At 66.2% G+C, this 17,353-nt stretch carries 20 protein-coding genes and 1 tRNA gene; 7 read left to right on the top strand and 14 right to left on the bottom strand.

Going from position 1 to position 17,353, the window contains the following annotated elements; translation table 11 throughout:
- Positions 1-114 precede the first annotated feature (114 nt).
- Both ACVOMM_RS04335 and ACVOMM_RS04330 read right to left on the bottom strand, forming a co-directional pair.
- A complete protein-coding gene (locus ACVOMM_RS04335; RefSeq protein WP_053519810.1) occupies positions 115-1,236 on the bottom strand; it encodes an inorganic phosphate transporter in 1,122 nt (373 codons plus the stop codon).
- Between the two features lie 13 nt (positions 1,237-1,249).
- A complete protein-coding gene (locus ACVOMM_RS04330) occupies positions 1,250-1,876 on the bottom strand; it encodes a DUF47 domain-containing protein (RefSeq protein WP_004152833.1) in 627 nt (208 codons plus the stop codon).
- 292 nt (positions 1,877-2,168) lie between these two features.
- On the opposite strand from ACVOMM_RS04330, the gene ACVOMM_RS04325 reads away from it, so the two are divergent.
- Both ACVOMM_RS04325 and ACVOMM_RS04320 read left to right on the top strand, forming a co-directional pair.
- Positions 2,169-3,473 carry a hemolysin family protein gene (locus ACVOMM_RS04325; protein ID WP_053519809.1) on the top strand — a complete coding sequence of 435 codons (1,305 nt, stop codon included), beginning with the start codon at positions 2,169-2,171 and terminating at the stop codon, positions 3,471-3,473.
- Positions 3,457-4,110 (top strand): exopolysaccharide biosynthesis protein, encoded by a 654-nt coding sequence (locus tag ACVOMM_RS04320; protein ID WP_180876675.1) that lies wholly within the window; start codon positions 3,457-3,459, stop codon positions 4,108-4,110. The genes ACVOMM_RS04325 and ACVOMM_RS04320 overlap by 17 nt, the downstream gene beginning before the upstream one ends.
- A gap of 10 nt (positions 4,111-4,120) precedes the next feature.
- Here ACVOMM_RS04320 and ACVOMM_RS04315 read toward each other — a convergent pair whose 3' ends face one another.
- The 4 genes from ACVOMM_RS04315 to ACVOMM_RS04300 all read right to left on the bottom strand — a co-directional run bounded on the left by ACVOMM_RS04315 (position 4,121) and on the right by ACVOMM_RS04300 (position 7,032).
- Positions 4,121-4,618 (bottom strand): pyridoxamine 5'-phosphate oxidase family protein, encoded by a 498-nt coding sequence (locus tag ACVOMM_RS04315; RefSeq protein ID WP_053519807.1) that lies wholly within the window; start codon positions 4,616-4,618, stop codon positions 4,121-4,123.
- Between the two features lie 68 nt (positions 4,619-4,686).
- Positions 4,687-5,682, bottom strand: coding sequence for an LLM class flavin-dependent oxidoreductase (locus ACVOMM_RS04310; protein ID WP_253119733.1), 996 nt, complete (start codon positions 5,680-5,682; stop codon positions 4,687-4,689).
- 148 nt (positions 5,683-5,830) lie between these two features.
- A complete protein-coding gene (locus ACVOMM_RS04305) occupies positions 5,831-6,598 on the bottom strand; it encodes a sulfurtransferase (RefSeq protein ID WP_481525924.1) in 768 nt (255 codons plus the stop codon).
- A gap of 68 nt (positions 6,599-6,666) precedes the next feature.
- The gene (locus ACVOMM_RS04300; RefSeq protein ID WP_053519804.1) at positions 6,667-7,032 is read right to left on the bottom strand and encodes a DUF6164 family protein; all 366 of its coding nucleotides are present in this window, start codon (positions 7,030-7,032) and stop codon (positions 6,667-6,669) included.
- Between the two features lie 69 nt (positions 7,033-7,101).
- Between ACVOMM_RS04300 and ACVOMM_RS04295 the strand changes: the two genes are divergently transcribed.
- Complete coding sequence (locus ACVOMM_RS04295; protein WP_065174917.1) at positions 7,102-7,536, top strand: FKBP-type peptidyl-prolyl cis-trans isomerase; 435 nt, start codon at positions 7,102-7,104, stop codon at positions 7,534-7,536.
- Positions 7,523-8,770 carry a TIGR03862 family flavoprotein gene (locus tag ACVOMM_RS04290; protein ID WP_481525923.1) on the top strand — a complete coding sequence of 416 codons (1,248 nt, stop codon included), beginning with the start codon at positions 7,523-7,525 and terminating at the stop codon, positions 8,768-8,770. Before ACVOMM_RS04295 ends, ACVOMM_RS04290 begins: the two co-directional genes overlap by 14 nt.
- 52 nt (positions 8,771-8,822) lie before the next feature.
- On the opposite strand, the gene ACVOMM_RS04285 is transcribed toward ACVOMM_RS04290, so the two are convergent.
- From ACVOMM_RS04285 to ACVOMM_RS04270, 4 genes are all read right to left on the bottom strand, one after another.
- A complete protein-coding gene (locus tag ACVOMM_RS04285) occupies positions 8,823-9,284 on the bottom strand; it encodes a GNAT family N-acetyltransferase (RefSeq protein WP_481525922.1) in 462 nt (153 codons plus the stop codon).
- 22 nt (positions 9,285-9,306) lie between these two features.
- Positions 9,307-10,929: an FMN-binding glutamate synthase family protein gene (locus ACVOMM_RS04280; protein ID WP_053519800.1), complete on the bottom strand. Its 1,623-nt coding sequence runs from the start codon at positions 10,927-10,929 to the stop codon at positions 9,307-9,309.
- A gap of 55 nt (positions 10,930-10,984) precedes the next feature.
- Entirely contained in the window at positions 10,985-12,271 is a 1,287-nt protein-coding gene (locus ACVOMM_RS04275; protein WP_481525937.1) for a nucleotide sugar dehydrogenase, read from the bottom strand.
- A gap of 135 nt (positions 12,272-12,406) precedes the next feature.
- On the bottom strand, positions 12,407-12,841 hold the full coding sequence (locus ACVOMM_RS04270) for a BLUF domain-containing protein (protein ID WP_481525921.1): 435 nt from the start codon (positions 12,839-12,841) through the stop codon (positions 12,407-12,409).
- A 131-nt stretch (positions 12,842-12,972) separates the two neighbouring features.
- Here ACVOMM_RS04270 and ACVOMM_RS04265 point away from each other — a divergent pair.
- Positions 12,973-13,059, top strand: a tRNA-Leu gene (locus ACVOMM_RS04265).
- A 50-nt stretch (positions 13,060-13,109) separates the two neighbouring features.
- On the opposite strand, the gene hemN is transcribed toward ACVOMM_RS04265, so the two are convergent.
- Together hemN and ACVOMM_RS04255 are read right to left on the bottom strand one after the other, a co-directional pair.
- Entirely contained in the window at positions 13,110-14,519 is a 1,410-nt protein-coding gene (gene hemN, locus ACVOMM_RS04260; RefSeq protein WP_481525920.1) for an oxygen-independent coproporphyrinogen III oxidase, read from the bottom strand.
- A gap of 44 nt (positions 14,520-14,563) precedes the next feature.
- Positions 14,564-15,004, bottom strand: a complete 441-nt coding sequence (locus tag ACVOMM_RS04255) for a group III truncated hemoglobin (RefSeq protein WP_065175929.1) — start codon at positions 15,002-15,004, stop codon at positions 14,564-14,566.
- A gap of 180 nt (positions 15,005-15,184) precedes the next feature.
- On the opposite strand from ACVOMM_RS04255, the gene ACVOMM_RS04250 reads away from it, so the two are divergent.
- Together ACVOMM_RS04250 and ACVOMM_RS04245 are read left to right on the top strand one after the other, a co-directional pair.
- Positions 15,185-15,472 carry a hypothetical protein gene (locus tag ACVOMM_RS04250; RefSeq protein WP_053520310.1) on the top strand — a complete coding sequence of 96 codons (288 nt, stop codon included), beginning with the start codon at positions 15,185-15,187 and terminating at the stop codon, positions 15,470-15,472.
- Positions 15,469-16,515: a 4Fe-4S dicluster domain-containing protein gene (locus ACVOMM_RS04245; RefSeq protein WP_481525919.1), complete on the top strand. Its 1,047-nt coding sequence runs from the start codon at positions 15,469-15,471 to the stop codon at positions 16,513-16,515. The genes ACVOMM_RS04250 and ACVOMM_RS04245 overlap by 4 nt, the downstream gene beginning before the upstream one ends.
- Before the next feature lies 1 nt (position 16,516).
- Here ACVOMM_RS04245 and ACVOMM_RS04240 read toward each other — a convergent pair whose 3' ends face one another.
- Together ACVOMM_RS04240 and ACVOMM_RS04235 are read right to left on the bottom strand one after the other, a co-directional pair.
- Complete coding sequence (locus ACVOMM_RS04240) at positions 16,517-16,753, bottom strand: hypothetical protein (RefSeq protein WP_019337197.1); 237 nt, start codon at positions 16,751-16,753, stop codon at positions 16,517-16,519.
- Between the two features lie 349 nt (positions 16,754-17,102).
- On the bottom strand, positions 17,103-17,312 hold the full coding sequence (locus ACVOMM_RS04235) for a helix-turn-helix domain-containing protein (RefSeq protein ID WP_053520301.1): 210 nt from the start codon (positions 17,310-17,312) through the stop codon (positions 17,103-17,105).
- Positions 17,313-17,353 lie beyond the last annotated feature (41 nt).

Below are 17,353 nucleotides of genomic sequence, written 5' to 3'. Positions count from 1 at the left end.
ACGGAAAAACGATCTGCCCATGAAAAAAGCCCGCCGGAATCCGGCGGGCTTTTTCATTTCCGGGGTCAGATCCCTATCTGCAGGGAAAGGGCTCTGACCCCAGGGTTGCTGGCATCAGGTCCAGCCGAACAGCTCGAACAGCTTCAGGATCAGGTACGCACAGCCGCCTGCCGCCGGGATGGTCAGGATCCAGGCCCAGACGATGCGCTCGATCACGCCGAACTTCAGCGAACGCGGATTCTTGGCAAAGCCCACGCCCATGATCGCGGTGGAGATGCTGTGCGTGGTCGAGACCGGCATGCCGAAATGGGCGGCCAGGGTCAGGATGGTGGCCGAGCTGGTCTCCGCCGCGAAGCCGTGGATCGGATGCAGCTTGACCATCTTGTGGCCCAGCGTCTTGATGATCTTCCAGCCACCCGAAGCGGTACCGGCGGCCATCACCACCGCACAGGTCAGCACGATCCACATCGCGATGCCGTCACCGGCCTGCGCATCCGGGTGCATGAAGGCCAGCCAGGACGGCAGGTTGTCCAGTGCACCGGTGGCTTCGGCACCGATCAGGGTCATGGCGATGATGCCCATGGTCTTCTGCGCATCGTTGTGCCCGTGTGCGAAGCCCATGTAGGCGGCCGAGACGATCTGCGCCTTGCCGAAGAAGGCATTGACCCAGCGCGGACGGGCCAGGCGGCCAATCGCACCACCGATCCTGGCCAGACCGGCAATCAGGCCCCACAGCAGCACCATCACCACGATGCCCAGCAGGAAGCCGGCAATCGGCGAGGTGATCATCGGCACGAACACCTTCCACAGCAGGCCCTTGTTCTGCGCCCAGCTGCCGAGCCGTTCGGACCAGATCAGCGCATCCCAGTTGTTGTGCGCGGCCGCCAGCCCGGCGCCGCACAGGCCACCGATCAGGGCGTGCGAGGACGAGGACGGCAGTCCCTTCCACCAGGTGATCAGGTTCCAGATGATGCCGCCCAGCAGGGCGCACAGGATCACCTGCGGGGTGACATCGACCACGTTGGTATTGAGCAGGCCCGACGCAATGGTCAGCGCGACCGCGGTACCGGTCAGGGCACCGATCAGGTTCATGAAGGCGGCGAGCATCACCGCCCAGCCGGGCGAGAGCACCTTGGTCGCCACCACGGTGGCGATGGAGTTGGCGGTGTCGTGGAAGCCGTTGATGAACTCGAAGACGAGCGCAGCCAGGATCACCACCAGGACGAGGGTCAACATGCGGCGGCGTCCGTCAGCTGTTCTTCAGCACGATCTGGTACGCCACCACGCCGGCCTCGCGGCAGCGGTCGATGGCTTTTTCCAGGATCTCGAAGAATTCCTTGAGCAGGAACATCTGCAGGTTGTCCAGGCGCCCGGAATAGATGTCACGGTACAGCTCCAGCATCAGCCGGTCGGCCTCGTTCTCCAGCGAGCGCAGCTTCTCGTTGAGCGCGGTCATCCGGTCCAGGTTCATGTGGCGCAGGTCGGCCACCATCTCCACCACCACGCCGGCGGCCTGCTCCAGCATCGCCGCGCGCGGCGCGAAGTCGATGTGCTCCAGGTGGGTCGTGGCCAGCGAATAGCGATCGGCGAACTTCTCGATCTGCTTGGGGATCTTGTACAGCGCCGACCCCAGCGCTTCGATGTCTTCACGCTCGATCGGCGTCATGAAGCTGTCCACCAGCGCCTGGCTGATCTTGTCCGACGCCGCGCGCTCGCGCAGGCGGGCCAGCTTGAAGGCGTCCAGCGCGGGCTGGCGGTCGGCCTCGCGCAGCATGGAATGCAGCGCCTTGGCGGCGTCGGAGGCCGCGACGGCAGCCTCATCGAGCAGGGTGTAGAACTGTTTGCCGGAACCGAAAATGGTCTGCAGAGAGAACATTGAGAAACCTGTCAGCCGTCGCGGGAAGGACGGCACCGGACGGAATTATGACGGCTAGATGACCATCTCGGGTATCCCCGCCCCCTTTCCGGGGGTGGAACCCGCCAACCTGAACAGGCAGTTGCCACCTTGCCACGGCCCTTTGCTAAGATGCCAGCGCGCCCTCGGGCGCACCTTATGGACGACGACCCTTATCCCCCAGCGCCGCGCCGGACTCTGCTCCTGAGCGCCTGCCGCCATCGCAAGCACCCGCCCTCCCTGCCACCAACCGGGGACGACGCCCGTGTTTGAAATGATCCTGATTGTCTTCGCGCTGGTTCTGTTGAACGGCTTCTTCGCCATGTCCGAGATGTCGGTCATGACCTCGCGCAAGAGCCGTCTCAAGCAGATGGCCGGCAGCTCCAAGCGCGCCGCCAAGGCCCTGGAGCTGTCCGAAAAGCCCGAGAGCTTCCTGTCCACGGTCCAGATCGGCATCACCGTCATCGGCGTGCTGACCGGCTACCTGGGCGGCGACGCCATCGGCGATGCCATTGCCGGCTGGCTGCAGGGCCTGATGCCCGGCTTCGCCTACGCCTCCCAGGTCGGCACCACGCTGGCCGTGACCCTCATCACCTTCGTGACCCTGATCTTTGGTGAGCTGGTGCCCAAGCGGCTGGCCCTGACCCGCTCCGAGGCCATTGCCAGCCTGGTGGCCATGCCGATGAGCTGGCTGGCCAAACTGGCCCTGCCCTTCGTCTGGCTGCTGTCCAGGACGACCCAGCTGGTGCTGAAGGCACTTGGCCTGGGCAAGGACGAAGCCGCCTCGGTGACCGAAGAGGAGATCCGCATGCTGGTGGCCGAAAGCCACGAGGCAGGTGTGATCGATACCCATGAGCGCGACATGATGAACCGCGTGATGCGGCTGGGCGATCGCACCGCCGACAGCCTGATGACGCCGCGCAACCGGATCGCCTGGCTGGACACGCAGGCCGGCCTGGACCGCAACCTGGAAATCATGGCCGAGCATGAGTTCTCGCGCTATCCGGTCTATCGCGACAACGACATGGATGTGGTCGGTGTGCTTGAACTGAAATCGCTGGCGACCCGCATGGCACGCGGCGACAACGCGCTGTTCCAGACCCTGCGCGAGCCGTTGTACGTTTCCGAGTCCACCCATGCGATGAAGCTGCTGGAGATCTTCCGGGAAGAACAGCAGTCGATGGCGCTGGTCGTCGACGAATACGGCGAGATCCAGGGACTGGTCACCATCAGCGACCTGATGGGCGCAGTGGTCGGCCGCCTGCAAGCGGTGGAGAATGCCGACGAGGACGCACTGGTGGTGACCCGTGAGGACGGCTCGCTGCTGGTGGACGGCTCGCTGCCGGTGGACGACCTCCGCGAGCTGATCGGCAGCAACGAGCTTCCCGACGCCGAAGAGGGCGACTACTACACCCTGGCCGGCATGTGCATCCACTACTTCGGCCGCATCCCGCACGCGGGCGAGTACTTCGACTGGGCCGGCTGGCGCTTCGAGATCGTCGACCTGGACGGTGCACGTGTGGACAAGCTGCTGCTGCGCACGCTGTCGGACGAGCAGGCCGATGAGCTCACCGCCTGAGTCCCGCCCGCGCGACGCAGCACCTGCCTATCGCAACGAAGGCATCCGCACGCTGCTGGAAATGTTCGCCTGGGGTGATCCGGCCCAGCACATGAAGCTGGGCCAGATCCTGCAGGATCTGCAGCAGAGCGCCTTCGGCGTTTTCCTGTTCGTGGCGATCCTGCCATCGTTCATCCCGATTCCGGGGCTGGGCGGTGCGGTCAGTGGCCCCCTGGTGATCCTGATCGGCCTGCAGATGCTGTGCTGCATGCGGCGCCCCTGGCTGCCGGGCTTCATTGCCCGCCGCGGGCCGAAGCGCGGCACCATGCACCGGTTCCTGGACCGCATCGACCGCCCGCTGCGGCGCTTGGACCGCATGCTCAAGCCACGCCTGCCGCAGCTGCTCAAGCCGCTGCCGGCTCACGCGTTCACCGGCGCACTGCTGGTCCTGCTGGGCATCCTGCTGTCGCTGCCGATCCCGTTCACCAACTATCTGTTCGGCTTCCAGCTGCTGCTGTTCTCGCTGGCCCTGCTCGAGCGCGACGGCGCGCTGATGCTGGTCAACTGGATCGGAGCATTGGCGGCAATCGCGTTCTTTGGTTTCAGTTCCGGCCAACTGGTGAGCTACACCGTCGAACTGTTCCAGCGCTGGTTCTGAACCGGGCCCATCAACGCAGGTCGACGAAACCGTTGTCGGCAAGCTGGCCTGGCTCATCCTGTACCGCAGACAGCACGAACGTCAGCGCCCTGCCCAGCAGCGTGCCCGGTCCATCCCAGTACTCGGCCGATTCAGCCTGCACGTGGATGAGCCGAAGGTTCGGATCGTCCTTGCCGCCGGGGAAGAACAGCTTCATCGCTGGCGACCACAGCGCTTCCACCTTGGCTCGATCGTCGACGATGCGCGCGTTGCCCGCCACCGACACATAGGTGTTCTTCGACGTCGAGGCGTAGGCCACGTTGACCCGCGGATTGAGTGCGATCTCCGCCACCTTCGGGCTGTCGGCTGCGGTAGCGAACCAGAGGTCACCATCGAAGGCGACCTGCTGGGTACCAAGCGGACGGCTGTACAGGCGACCATCGACACCGACCGTGGTGAACATCGCCACCTCCACGTCCTTGATCAGTTCGGCCAGCTGAGCGATGTGTTCTGCGCGGGAATCCGACATGGGGAGCTCCAGGGGTAGGGAGCCCCCATCAGACGCGGAAGGTCTGCAATGCGCCGTGATGCAATCGTTCAGCCCGCGTGGCGATCGTGCCACGCCCGCATGGTCAGCTCGAACGAGCGCAGCCTCGCGCGATGGTCATACAGATTGGCGGTGAGCATCAGTTCGTCAGGTCGATGGCGTTCGACGAACGCGGCGATACCCTCGGCCACCTGCTGCGGATCACCCAGCACCGTGCACGCCAATGCCCGCTCGACACCCAGTTTCTCGTGCGGCTCCCAGAACGATTCGATGTCGTCGATCGGTGCCGGGATCTTGCCGGGACGCCCCCGGCGCAGATTGACGAAGCTCTGCTGCTGGCTGGTGAACAGGCGGCGCGATTCGGCTTCGCTGTCGCTGGCCACCACGTTCAATGCCAGCATCGCGTGCGGTTGCTTCAACGTGGCCGAAGGACGGAATTCGCGGCGGTAGACTGCCAGCGCCTCATCCATCGCGTCCGGGGCGAAGTGCGAGGCGAAGGCGTACGGCAGCCCCATCGATGCCGCCATGCGCGCACCGAACAGGCTGGAACCCAGGATCCACGTCGGCACCCGCAGGCCGCCGCCAGGCACGGCCTGTACCGCCTGACCGGGCTGGACCGGCTCGAAGTAATGCAGCAGCTCACGCACATCCTGCGGGAACTGGTCAGCGCTGTCGAAATAGCGCCGCAGCGCGCGGGCGGTCGGCTGGTCGGTGCCGGGCGCCCGCCCCAGCCCCAGATCGATGCGGTCCGGATAGAGCGAGGCCAGCGTGCCGAACTGCTCGGCCACCTGCAGCGGCGCATGGTTGGGCAGCATGATGCCGCCTGCACCGACACGGATGCGCTGCGTGCCACCGGCAACGTGCCCGATCAGCACGGCGGTGGCCGCGCTGGCGATACCGGGCATGTTGTGGTGTTCGGCCAGCCAGTAGCGGCGGTAGCCCAGCGCATCGGCATGCTGGGCCAGTGCCAGCATGTTGGAGAAGGCGGCAGTGGTATCGCTGCCCTCGCAGACCGGGGCCAGGTCGAGGATCGACAACGGGATCATCAGGCGGTTTCCGTCAAAAGATCCCCTCTGCATGGGGTCGGCCCGGCACGGCGGCCAGTGCCGGTGGCGGGACGCTGATTCCTGCCGGGCGGGTCAGCTCCCCAGGTGGACCGGACAGCCGTGCACGACCGGCGCCCGGGACAGCCGCTCAGAAGGCGCTGGGGCGTGGTTCCGGCAGCGGCTCATCCACCAGCGGCCTGAGCTCCGCATCCAGCGCCACCCGTTCGTCGAACACGAAACAGCGCCCGTCGTAGCCCTCGCCGCCCACCTCCTCGAAGTAGCCGAGAATGCCGCCATCGAGCTGCAGCACGTTGTCCATGCCGTCATTGAGCATCCACAGTGCGGCCTTCTCGCAGCGGATGCCACCCGTGCAGAAGCTGACCACGGTGCTGTCCTTCAATGCGTCGCGGTGCGGCGCCAGGGCCTCCGGCAGATCGGTGAACTTGTGGATCGGCAGCACCAGCGCGTCCTTGAACGTGCCGTACTCCACCTCCTGCAGATTGCGGGTATCGAGCATCACCACCGGCTTTCCCGCATCGTCGTGGCCCTGCCGCAACCAACGCTGTACGGTGGCCGGATCGACCGCCGGCGCGCGTGGATAGGCCAGCGGCTGGCCGTCATCGCGGCGGAAACTGATGATCTCCGGCTTCACTCTGGCCTTGAGCCGCGCGAAGGGCTGATGCTCGCTGAAGCTGGTCTTGACCCGCATTCCGGCCAGACGCGGATCCTCACGCAGTGCCGCGTAGAAGCCCTCGATGGCGGCCGGGGTGCCCGCCAGGAACAGATTCAGGCCCTCGCCCGCCACCAGGATCGTGCCGCGCAGCCCAGCCGCTTCGGCACGCGCCAGCAGTTGGTCGCACAGAACCTCGGGGGCGTCGATGGCAGTGAAATGATAGGCGGCGGTATTGGCGATCATCCGCGCATTTTAGCGCCTGGCCGCCACCGGGTCAGGACCCGGGGTCGATGATCGGCGGCTGGAGCGCCCTACCCCCGCAGCAGCATGAACGGCAGCAGCACCAGGGCAGCAGCGCCCAGCATCGCCAGCAGTACCAGCACGACATACAGCGGCCGGCGCCGCAGCAGGCTGCCGAAGGTCTCGGCCGTGCCATCACGCAGGGCCTGCTCACGCTCGGCCCGGATGCGTGGCGCGCGCTCGGCCTGGTACTCGGCCATCAATGCCTTGGCGCGCGCATGATCGCCGTCCTCGCGGAGCCACAGCCCGCCATTGGAAATGCCCCAGGGACTGGGCTCGGTGCGGTACCAGGCGATGCCGTGGCGATCCAGGAGCGTGCAGACGTCGGCGTATTCGTCATCGCCGACATTGCGCAGATTGAGCAGGAGTTTGGCCATGGCGCCATGATACCCGGCGCCGATGCGCTACCCTTGCCGCCCTCGCCCTGCGCCCGACGGAGATGCCCGATGCGCCGACTGCTGCTTCCCCTGTTGCTGTCCCTTGCTGCTGCCGGCTGCTCGATGGAGCCGTCCGGCCCACCACCGGGAGGCTCGCTGACCACCTTCGAGCGCATCGACATCCAGCCCGGTACCGGGGCCGAAGCGGTGGCGGGACGGAAGGTCACCGTGCACTACACCGGCTGGATCTACGACAACCGCACCGAGAGCAAGCATGGCAAGACATTCGACAGCTCGGTCGGACGCGGCCAGCCGTTCACCTTCGTGCTCGGTGCCGGCCAGGTCATCCGCGGCTGGGATGAAGGCGTGGCCGGCATGAAGGTCGGCGGCAAGCGCACCCTGATGATCCCCCCGGACCTGGGCTACGGCAGCCGTCGCGCCGGCCCGATCCCGCCGGGCTCCTCGCTGGTGTTCGATGTCGAGCTGCTCGATGTCCAACCCTGATCGACATGCACCGCGCCGCGTGGCTGTCGTCGGTGGCGGCCCGGCAGGGCTGTTCGCTGCCGAGCGCCTGCGCGCCGCCGGCCTGGAGGTGGACCTCTATGAAGCCAAGGGTTCCCCCGGTCGCAAGTTCCTGATCGCCGGCAAGGGCGGGCTCAACCTGACCCACTCCGATGCGCGCCCGCTGTTCGACAGCCGCTACCGCGAGCAGGCCGGTGAAGTCGGCCGCTGGCTGGACGGGTTCGACGCGCAGGCACTGCGCGACTGGGCCGCCGATCTCGGCGTGGAGACCTATGTCGGCAGTTCCGGCCGCGTGTTCCCGGTCGATCGCAAGGCTGCGCCCCTGCTGCGCGGCTGGGTGCGCCGCTTGAAGGAGCAGGGCGTACGCCTGCACGTGAATCACCGCTGGTGCGGATGGGCCAGCGACGGCGCGCTGCGCTTCAACACCGAAGACGGCCACCTCGATGTGCACGCTGATGCCACCGTGCTGGCGCTGGGCGGCGGCAGTTGGCCGCACCTCGGCAGCGACGGTGCCTGGGTGGCACCGCTGCAGGCACACGGCGTGGACATCGCACCGTTGCAGGCCGCCAACTGCGGATTCGACGTTGACTGGACGCCCCTGTTCGCCCAGCGCAATGCCGGTGCCCCCTTGAAGCCAGTGGTGGCGCACTGGATCGACCTGACAGGCCAACCACGGTCACTGCAGGGCGAATGCGTCGCCAGCGACTATGGCATCGAAGGCAGCCTGATCTACGCGCTGGCGGCCGACCTGCGCGAAACCATCAACCGCAAGGGTTGTGCGCCATTGTGGCTGGACCTGGCGCCGGGTCGCGATGAAGCACGCCTGCTGGCCGATCTGTCGCGTCCACGCAAGGGCCGCAGCTTCGGTGAACACCTGCGCCGCCAGGCCGGGGTGGACGCAGTGAAAGCGGCACTTGTGTTCGAGCACCTCGGCAAGGATGCGGGCCAAGATCTTGCAGCGGTCGCAGCGACGCTCAAGCGCCTGCCGCTGAAACTGCTGCGCCCGCGGCCGATGGCTGAGGTGATCAGCACGGCCGGAGGGGTAAGGCTGGACGCGCTCGACGCAGGGCTGATGCTGCGTGCCCTGCCCGGCGTGTTCTGCGCTGGCGAAATGCTGGACTGGGAGGCGCCGACCGGCGGCTACCTGCTGACGGCCTGCTATGCCAGTGGCCTGCGCGCTGCCGAAGGCGTGATCCAGTGGTTGGCCACACGCTGAATCGACTGCGGTAGCACCGGGCGTGCGGCTCGGCGCTACCGGAAACAGCGTTTCACCACGGCCTTCGCATGCGTACCGAGGCGAGTGGTACCCCGCTGGGATGGGGATAGATTTCCTCGCGTTCGCGGATGAAACCCTGCCGCTGATAGAAGGACACGGCATTGAGCGAGGCCGACAGCACCACCTCGCGCCCGGGATCGGCCAGCGCCAGCAGCCGCTGCATCAGCGCCTGGCCGATACCCTGTCCACCACGATCCGGATTGACGAACAGCGCATCCACCTCATTTCCATCGATATCAAGTACGCCAAAACCGAGCAGCTCGCCCTGCCCGCCTTCGGCCACCACGCATCCGCCCTGCGACAACAGCCGCGGATACTGCGCCGGCGGCGGCGACGCCGCCCAGGGTGCGATCACCTCCGGCGGATAGTGACTGCTGCAGGTCTCGCGCACGCACCGCGTGCGCAGGGCCCACAGCGGCGAGACATCGTCAATCGTACCGGTCCTGAACTGCATGCAACCTCCGTGTGGAACCCCATCACCGCGACTTGCTGGCTCTCAGCGCCTGGATCCGCGCCGGCGGCTGGAATGAATCACTGCGTGCATCTGCCCAGAACGCATGGAATACCGCGTGATCCGGCACCCGTCGCAGCAGTTCTCCCGGCTCCAGATAGCGATACAGCGTCGCCAGCGAGCGGATCTCCACCGGCGACACGCGGCGCAGGATGTGCTCCGGCCCCAGTTCGGCCGGATCATTCAGGCCGGCCGCGCACAACAGCTCCTTCAGGGCATGCAGCGTGTGCTCGTGGTAGCTGTGCACGCGCGTGGCCTTGTCAGGCGCGTCGAGGTGCTTCCAGCGCGCCGGGTCCTGCGTGGCGATGCCGGTCGGGCACTTGTCGGTGTGGCAGCTCAACGACTGGATGCACCCCAGTGCGAACATGAAGCCACGACCGGCATTGCACCAGTCCGCGCCGAGCGCGATGGTCCGGGCAATGTCGAATGCGCTGGTGATCTTGCCGGCCGCACCGATGCGGATGCGCTCGCGCAGGTCCAGCCCGACCAGGGTGTTGTGGACCAGCAGCAGCGCCTCGTGCATCGGCACGCCCACATGATCAACGAACTCGGCCGGTGCCGCGCCCGTGCCGCCCTCGGCGCCATCGACAACGATGAAGTCCGGCAACAGGCCGGTCTCCTGCATCGCCTTGGCGATGCCGAACCACTCCCAGGGATGGCCGATGGCCAGCTTGAAGCCGACCGGTTTGCCACCGGACAGTTCGCGCAGGCGGGCGACGAACTGCAGCAGTTCGACCGGCGTGGAAAACGCCGAGTGCCGCGACGGAGATACACAGTCAACCCCCATCGGCACGCCACGGGTCACGGAGATCTCGGCCGTCACCTTCGGCGCGGGCAATACGCCGCCATGACCGGGCTTGGCCCCCTGGGACAGCTTGATCTCGATCATCTTCACCTGGTCATGGGTGGCGTTGGCGACGAACCGCTCTTCGCTGAAACCGCCCTTCTCGTCGCGGCAACCGAAGTAGCCCGAGCCGATCTCCCAGACCAGATCGCCGCCCATCTCACGGTGGTACGGCGAGATCGAGCCTTCGCCCGTATCGTGATAGAAGCCGCCACGGCGTGCGCCTTCGTTGAGCGCGCGGATCGCGTTGGCCGACAGCGAGCCGAAGCTCATCGCCGAGATGTTGAACACACTGGCCGAATAGGGCTTGGCGCAGCCTGCGCCGATCAGCACACGGAAATCGTGCCGGGCGATGGTGGTCGGTGCCAGCGAATGGTTGATCCATTCGTAGTCCACCGCATATGCACTACGCAGCGTGCCGAACGGCACCGTATCCATCTCGTTCTTGGCACGCTGGTAGATCAGTGCACGCTGCTGGCGCGAGAAGGGCACGTCTTCCAGATCACTCTGCACGAAATACTGGCGGATCTCCGGGCCGATCGATTCCAGCCCGTATCTGAAGTGCGCCATCACCGGATAGTTGCGGCGCAGGGTGCTGCGCTTCTGCAGCAGATCCCAGGTCCCCAGCGCCACCATCGCGGCGGTCAGACCGACGCCCCAGTACCAGGCAGGCCATATCGTGGCCAGCCACAGGCAGACGGGGAACATCAGGATGGCGAGCAGGTAGACGATATACCGGTGCATGGCGTTCCTTGGTTGCAACTGCAGCCGAGTCTACCGCGCCCGCCATCATCAACGCCTACAGGCGATCGTCGACCACGCTGCGCGGCCAGGCCGATTTCACGTCATACACCAGGCCGCCGGGCGCCAGCAGGCCGCGGATGCGGGCTTCATCCATCGCCTTGAAACTGGCATGCGCCACTGCCAATACGACCGCGTCGTAACAGCCGGCCTTCGGCTCGGCCAGCCACCGCACACCGGCATCGGCCAAGGCCGCCGGGCCCACCCATGGATCGCTGACATCGACCTGGGCGCCTGCGTCTGCCAGGCGCTGCGCCAGCTCCAGCGCACGACTGTTGCGCAGATCGGGGCAGTCTTCCTTGAAGGTGACGCCCAGCACCAGCACGCGCGCCTGGGCCGCGGTCCGCCCGCGCTCGGCCAACATGGCCAGGACGCGCATGGCCACGTGCTCGCCGACACGGTTGTTGACCTGCCGCGCGGTGTGGATGAGGTCCGGGTGGTAACCCACACTTTCCGACTTGTGCAGCAGGTAGTAGGGATCCACGCCGATGCAGTGGCCACCGACCAGACCGGGACGGAACGGCAGGAAATTCCACTTGCTGCCCGCGGCGTCCAGCACGTCCTGGGTATCGATGCCGAGACGGTCGAAAATCAGCGCCAGCTCGTTGACCAGGGCGATGTTGACGTCGCGCTGGATGTTCTCGACCACCTTGGCCGCTTCGGCCACGCGCATCGATGGCGCCGGGAAGGTGCCTGCGTCGATGATGCAGCGGTACAGCCCATCGACCACCGACGCCACCTCCGGTGTCGAACCCGAGGTGATCTTGCGGATGTCGGCCAGACGGCGCTGGCGGTCCCCCGGGCTGACCCGCTCCGGACTGTAGCCGCAGTAGAAATCTTCGTTGAATCGCAGGCCCGAACCCTGCTCCAGCAAGGGCACGCAGACTTCCTCGGTCGTGCCGGGATAGACCGTGGACTCGTAGATCACCAGATCGCCGGCGCGCAGATGGCTGGCGATCAACCGCGTCGCCGAGCGCAGGGGTTCCAGATCAGGCTGCTCGTAGGCATCGATGGGCGTCGGCACGGTGACGATGTACACGTTGCACTCGTCCAGCCGCGCAGGGTCGCTGCTGTACTCGAGCTGGCGTGCAGCGGCGAGTTCCCCGGCCTCCACCTCCAGCGTGTGGTCCTGGCCCGCGCGCAGCTCGGCGATGCGTTCGGGGTCGATGTCGAAGCCGAGCGTCGGCTGTTCCCGGCCGAATGCCACCGCCAGTGGCAGGCCCACGTAACCCAGGCCGATCACCGCGAACCGGGGCGCTTCCGCCGCCGACACCGCCACGCTCATCAATGTACCCGCCATGCAGGCAGCGGCGGATCGCCCACTGCCGCCGCTTCGGCCATCACGCTCATTCGCTGCCCACTCCGGGAAGTCTTCGCAAGAGGGCTACAGCGTAACGGTGTCAGGACCTTGTCGCCAAGGTCAGGAGCCCAGTGCGACCGCGGCAGGCTCCAGCTCGCCATCGGCCCCGGTCCAGGCCTGCAGCAGCTGCTCGAACCCCACGCTGCCCTGCGTCAACCCCGGCCACGCCTCACCGACGATCTGTGCCAGCAGCTCCGCCTCGATGCGTCGCGTCCCCATGTTCCAGCGGGGGAACGCCCGCTGCGGCACGGGCGCCCGGCACAGCACCTTCAGCTGGGTATGGCTGCGGGCATTGAGGATGCGCGGGAACACCGAATCGATACCATCCTGCGGACCTTCGAGATACTGCAGGAAGCGTGTACCGTCGAACATCAGCACCCCGGTGACGCCAGCCACGCGATTGAACGCCGTGGCATCGGCCAGCAGGCGGTCAAGATCGGATGTCCGCAGATCGGCGCGGGCATCGCTGACGTAGGCGATCGCGTAGAGCGACATCAGGTGGCTCCCCCCCTGGGAACGATGGTCGGGACTATGGCATGAATGGGCGATACAGTTAAGCACGCCGTGCGATGCCCGGCCGCCGGTGCTGGAGCCCCCGCTGGGCTACAATCGGCGCCGCACTGCAGGCCCGGATGGCGAAACTGGTAGACGCATCGGACTTAAAATCCGCCGACCGCAAGGTCATGCCGGTTCGATTCCGGCTCCGGGCACCAGGGCTTTCGGGCTGTTTGCGACACGCAGTGGCGTGAACCTCCCAACCACTTCAGATCGCGCGCGAATAGCGCGGCTGCTCGTGCGCTGCACGCATGTGGGGATCGAAGCACATCGCCAGCAGGCGCAGAAGCGGCCGGCCGCGTTCGCTGGCACGGACCACGCCATCGCGATACTCGACCAGGCCATCGTCCTGCAGCCGTTGCACGGCACACAGGTCCTCGGCGAAGTAGTCGTCGAACACGATGCCGTGGCGATCGCCGAGCGCGCGTCCGTCGACCTCTCCCTGGCACATCAGCTGCTGGATCAGGTCTGCGCGCAGCTGATCGTCGGCGCTGAGCGCCACACCACGCCAGACCGGCAGCTGGCCCTGATCGACCGCACTCTCCCAGGACGGCAGGTCGCGTGGGTTCTGGCTGTAGGTCGCGCCGATATGACTGATCGCGCTGACGCCGAGGCCCAGCAGGTCGGTATCGGCATGGGTGGTGTAGCCCATGAAGTTGCGATGCAGCTGGCCAGCGCGCTGGGCGCGCGAAAGATCCTCTTCCGGCAGCGCGAAATGATCCATGCCGATGTACTGGTAGCCCGCTGCGGACAGCTGCTGCACGGCAAGTCCCAGCAGCGCAAGCTTGTCCTCCGGGGAGGGCAGCGCGCGCTCGTCTATCTGCCGCTGCGCGCGGAACAGATGCGGAAGGTGCGCGTAGCCATACACCGCCAGTCGGTCCGGCCGCAGCGCAAGCACCTGCTCGAGGGTGCGGCCGAATCCTTCCTGGCTTTGTCCCGGCAGCCCGTAGATGAGATCCACGTTGACCGATCGCATGCCGCTGTCACGACAGGCACGCAGGATCTCCAGGGTCTGCTGCACACCCTGCACACGGTTGATCGACGCCTGGACCGAGGGATCGAAGTCCTGCACGCCCAGGCTGGCGCGATTGAAGCCCAGCCGTGCCAGCATCGCCACGTCACGCGTTTCGATGAAGCGTGGATCAAGCTCGATCGAGAAATCGCGCTCGGCCGAGCAGCTGAAGTCGAAACGCCGGCGAAGGCCGTCGATCAGCGTGGTCATTGCCTCGGCGTCCAGGAAATTCGGCGTTCCGCCCCCCAGGTGCAGCTGGATCACCTCACGGCCCTTCTGGAACTGCGGCGCCAACAGATCGGCCTCGGCCAGGACCCGTGAGACGTAGCTGTGGCCACGGCTTCGATCACGGGTGATCACCCGGTTGCAGCCGCAGTAGAAGCACGGGCTGGAGCAGAACGGGACATGCACGTACAGCGACAGCGCGCGCGCCAGCAGGTCGCTGTCCGCGATCGCCTGGCGCAGTGCGGGCGCGCCGAAACCGTCGTGGAAGTGCGGAGCGGTCGGATACGAGGTGTAGCGCGGTCCGGGCCGGTCATGCCGGCGCAGCAGATCGGGGTCGAAGGTCCAGGCCAGGCCGCCGGCAGCCGGAGAGAACGTGTCCATGCCGCCAGCATCGCGCCGGACAGTCAGTGCCGCCTTGACCCAGATCAATCCCGCGCAGGAACGCCCAGCACCGGCAGCGCCACCTGCGGCCAGCGCAGCATCTGGTACCGGCGCCAGAACGTTTCCGCAATGCGCGCGGCCACATCATCGGCCAGCGCCTGCATCGGTGGATTGCCGCATTCGGCGGTGGTGCGCCGGAACAGCGCGAGCCAGCGGTCGAACAGGTCCTTGTCCAGGGCGATGGCCATGTGCTTGGACATGGGCGATCCCTTGAAGCGACGCGTTCCCCTGAGCATTGCGGACCAGAAATCCACCAGTTGCGCCAGATGCCCGGGCCAATCGTGCACATGCGCGTCGAACACGGGGCCCAGACGCTCCTCCTCACGCACGCGTGCATAGAAGTCGTGGACCAGACGGGTCACGTCCTCTTCGGTACACAGCGCGGGCGAGGCGACAGGAGGGACGAGTGATGGCGTAGCGTTCATCAGAGGCACCAGGCGATTGCCGGCAGGGTGCGCCAACCGGCCGGCACCGCCGTTGATCCAGATCAATGTCGGCGCGCGTGTGCGCGCCTAGGCTGACATGCCTGCAGGAAACATGCCCTGCGGATGCTGCGCCAGCCATGGCGGAGTATACGCGCCGCCCCCTTCCCGACCCGCGACCGCATGAATACACCCACTTCGTCCCCGCGTCAGCGCCTGATCCAGCATTGGGGCGCCATCCTCTGGCCCAGTTTCATCGCCGCCGGGCTGGCCAGCGTGGTGTTCTTCGCTTTCGTCGACCCGTTGCGCCTTCAGGCCATCAGTTTTCCGGGCACGGCGATCAGTCGCGAACTCGGCTACACGGTCGGCTTCTTCATGTTCTGGGCGGTGACGGCGCTGTCCAGCGCGATCACCGGATATCTGCTGCGGCCGATGCCGGCAGACGCAGATGATGAGCTGCCTCTGGGATGAACGCACTAAGGCCCCCTTCCCCACCGTGGCGATGGCGTGGCGCACTGCGGCTCGGTGTGCTGGTTGGCTTCCTTGGGCTGCCCTGGTTGCGCTGGGACGGCCGCCAGGCGCTGCTGCTGGACCTGGACGCACGTCGCTTCGACCTGTTCGGCTGGACCCTGTGGCCCGACGACGTTGGCCTGCTGCTGGGCCTGCTGCTGGCGCTGGCGATGGCACTGGCGCTGTTGACCCACCTCGCCGGCCGCATCTGGTGTGGCCATGCCTGCCCGCAGACGGTGTGGAGCTACGCCTTCAGCCTGATCGACAGCTTTCTTGCCCAACGCCTGCCACGCGCCCTGGCGCGTCCTGCCACGCAGGCCGCATGGTTATTGCTGTCGCTATGGACCGGCATCACCTTCGTGGGATTGTTCAGCCCGATCACCGGCCTCGTCACCGCCAGTGTCCAGGGCGGCTGGAGTGGCTGGGAAACCTTCTGGGTCCTGTTCTACGCGGCAGCCACATGGGGCAACGCCGGCTTCCTGCGGGAGCAGGTCTGCCGTTCGCTGTGCCCCTTCGCGCGCGCGCAGCCATTGCTGGTCGACCCGCAGACCCCCCGGATGCTGTATGACGCGCGCCGCGGCGAACCCCGCGGGCCCCGGCCCGCTGGCCTTGGCGGCGTGATCGGCCGCGGTCGCGGCCTGCTCGATCCGACCTCCGCGCAGGACTACGTGTTCCGCGCCGCGCACCCATGGCTGGCCGGCCCCATGCCGACCTTCAGCGCCGACCGCCTCGGCGACTGCACCGATTGCGCGGCCTGTCTCCACGCCTGCCCGATGCAGCTCGACATCCGCCAGGGCCCGCAGGCCGACTGCCTGGCGTGCGGCGCCTGCCTGGATGCCTGCGAGCAGCAACAGTCCCGGGCCGGTTTCGGCCCGGGACTGATCCGCTACTGCAGCCCGCAGACGATGGCAGGGCAGCCGCGACGCGGGTGGCGACCGCGGACCGTGGTCCTGGCGTCATTGCTGCTGGCGCTGCTCGCCGCAGGCGCCTGGCACCTGCTCTGAATCAGCGTGACCCGTTGGCGTGCGGAGGCACCAGCTGGGCACGCCGTACGATTCCGAGCTGCTCGATGATCAGCGCCATTTCATTGGTCACTTCCGTGCGCTCGGTCCCCTGCGGGACCAGGCGGTCCAGCACCTGCTGGTACGTGTCCCAGAAGGCAGGGCCGCATCCGTGTTTGTGATAGCTGGCTTCCAGTTCGCGGCGTACCCGTTCAGCCAAGCCATGCATGCCGTATTCCATACGACCTCCGTTGGACTTGTCCTGCATCGTTGACGGTCTACCGACTCACTTGCGTGCTGAAAGACTCCCGGGCTTCACGACCGGTTGACCTCAATTAGTCACAGATTTCACGACAGGTCAATTACATGCAGCGACTTTTTCGATTGAAATTATTAATCGTTCACATAACGGTCTGTGATCGGCACAGGCAAAAGAAGGGGCCGATCCCGACGCCGTGGTGCCTCCGTCGCCAGGGCAGCTTCGTGGCGCGATCAATCGCAACGCGGGTTTCGATCAATTTTCCCTATATTGATAAGCATGCTTAACACATACCGCAAAGCGTGCTAAATACGACATTTACAGACGCAACCTAGCTTGATTCGTCTTCAGAGGCCTCAGCCCAAGGGAACAGGTCGGGATGGCGCTGGTGGAGGATGAACTGTCGCAATGGAGGAATGGGCGCTTCCTGGGGCCATTGCGACACAGCGGATCGCGTTATGCCAAAGAACTGCGCCAGCTCGGCGTCGGTCTGGAATCCCAGGCGCGTGCGCACCTGCCGTTTGCTCCAGAAATCGGTCATGGTCGGTCCTGTCGTTAACCAGACTTATTCTTGCGGCAAGG

The organism is Stenotrophomonas sp. STEN009 (genome assembly GCF_056760395.1).
Note: the sequence above shows the minus strand (reverse complement) of the source record. Positions and strands in the feature narration are given on the sequence as shown.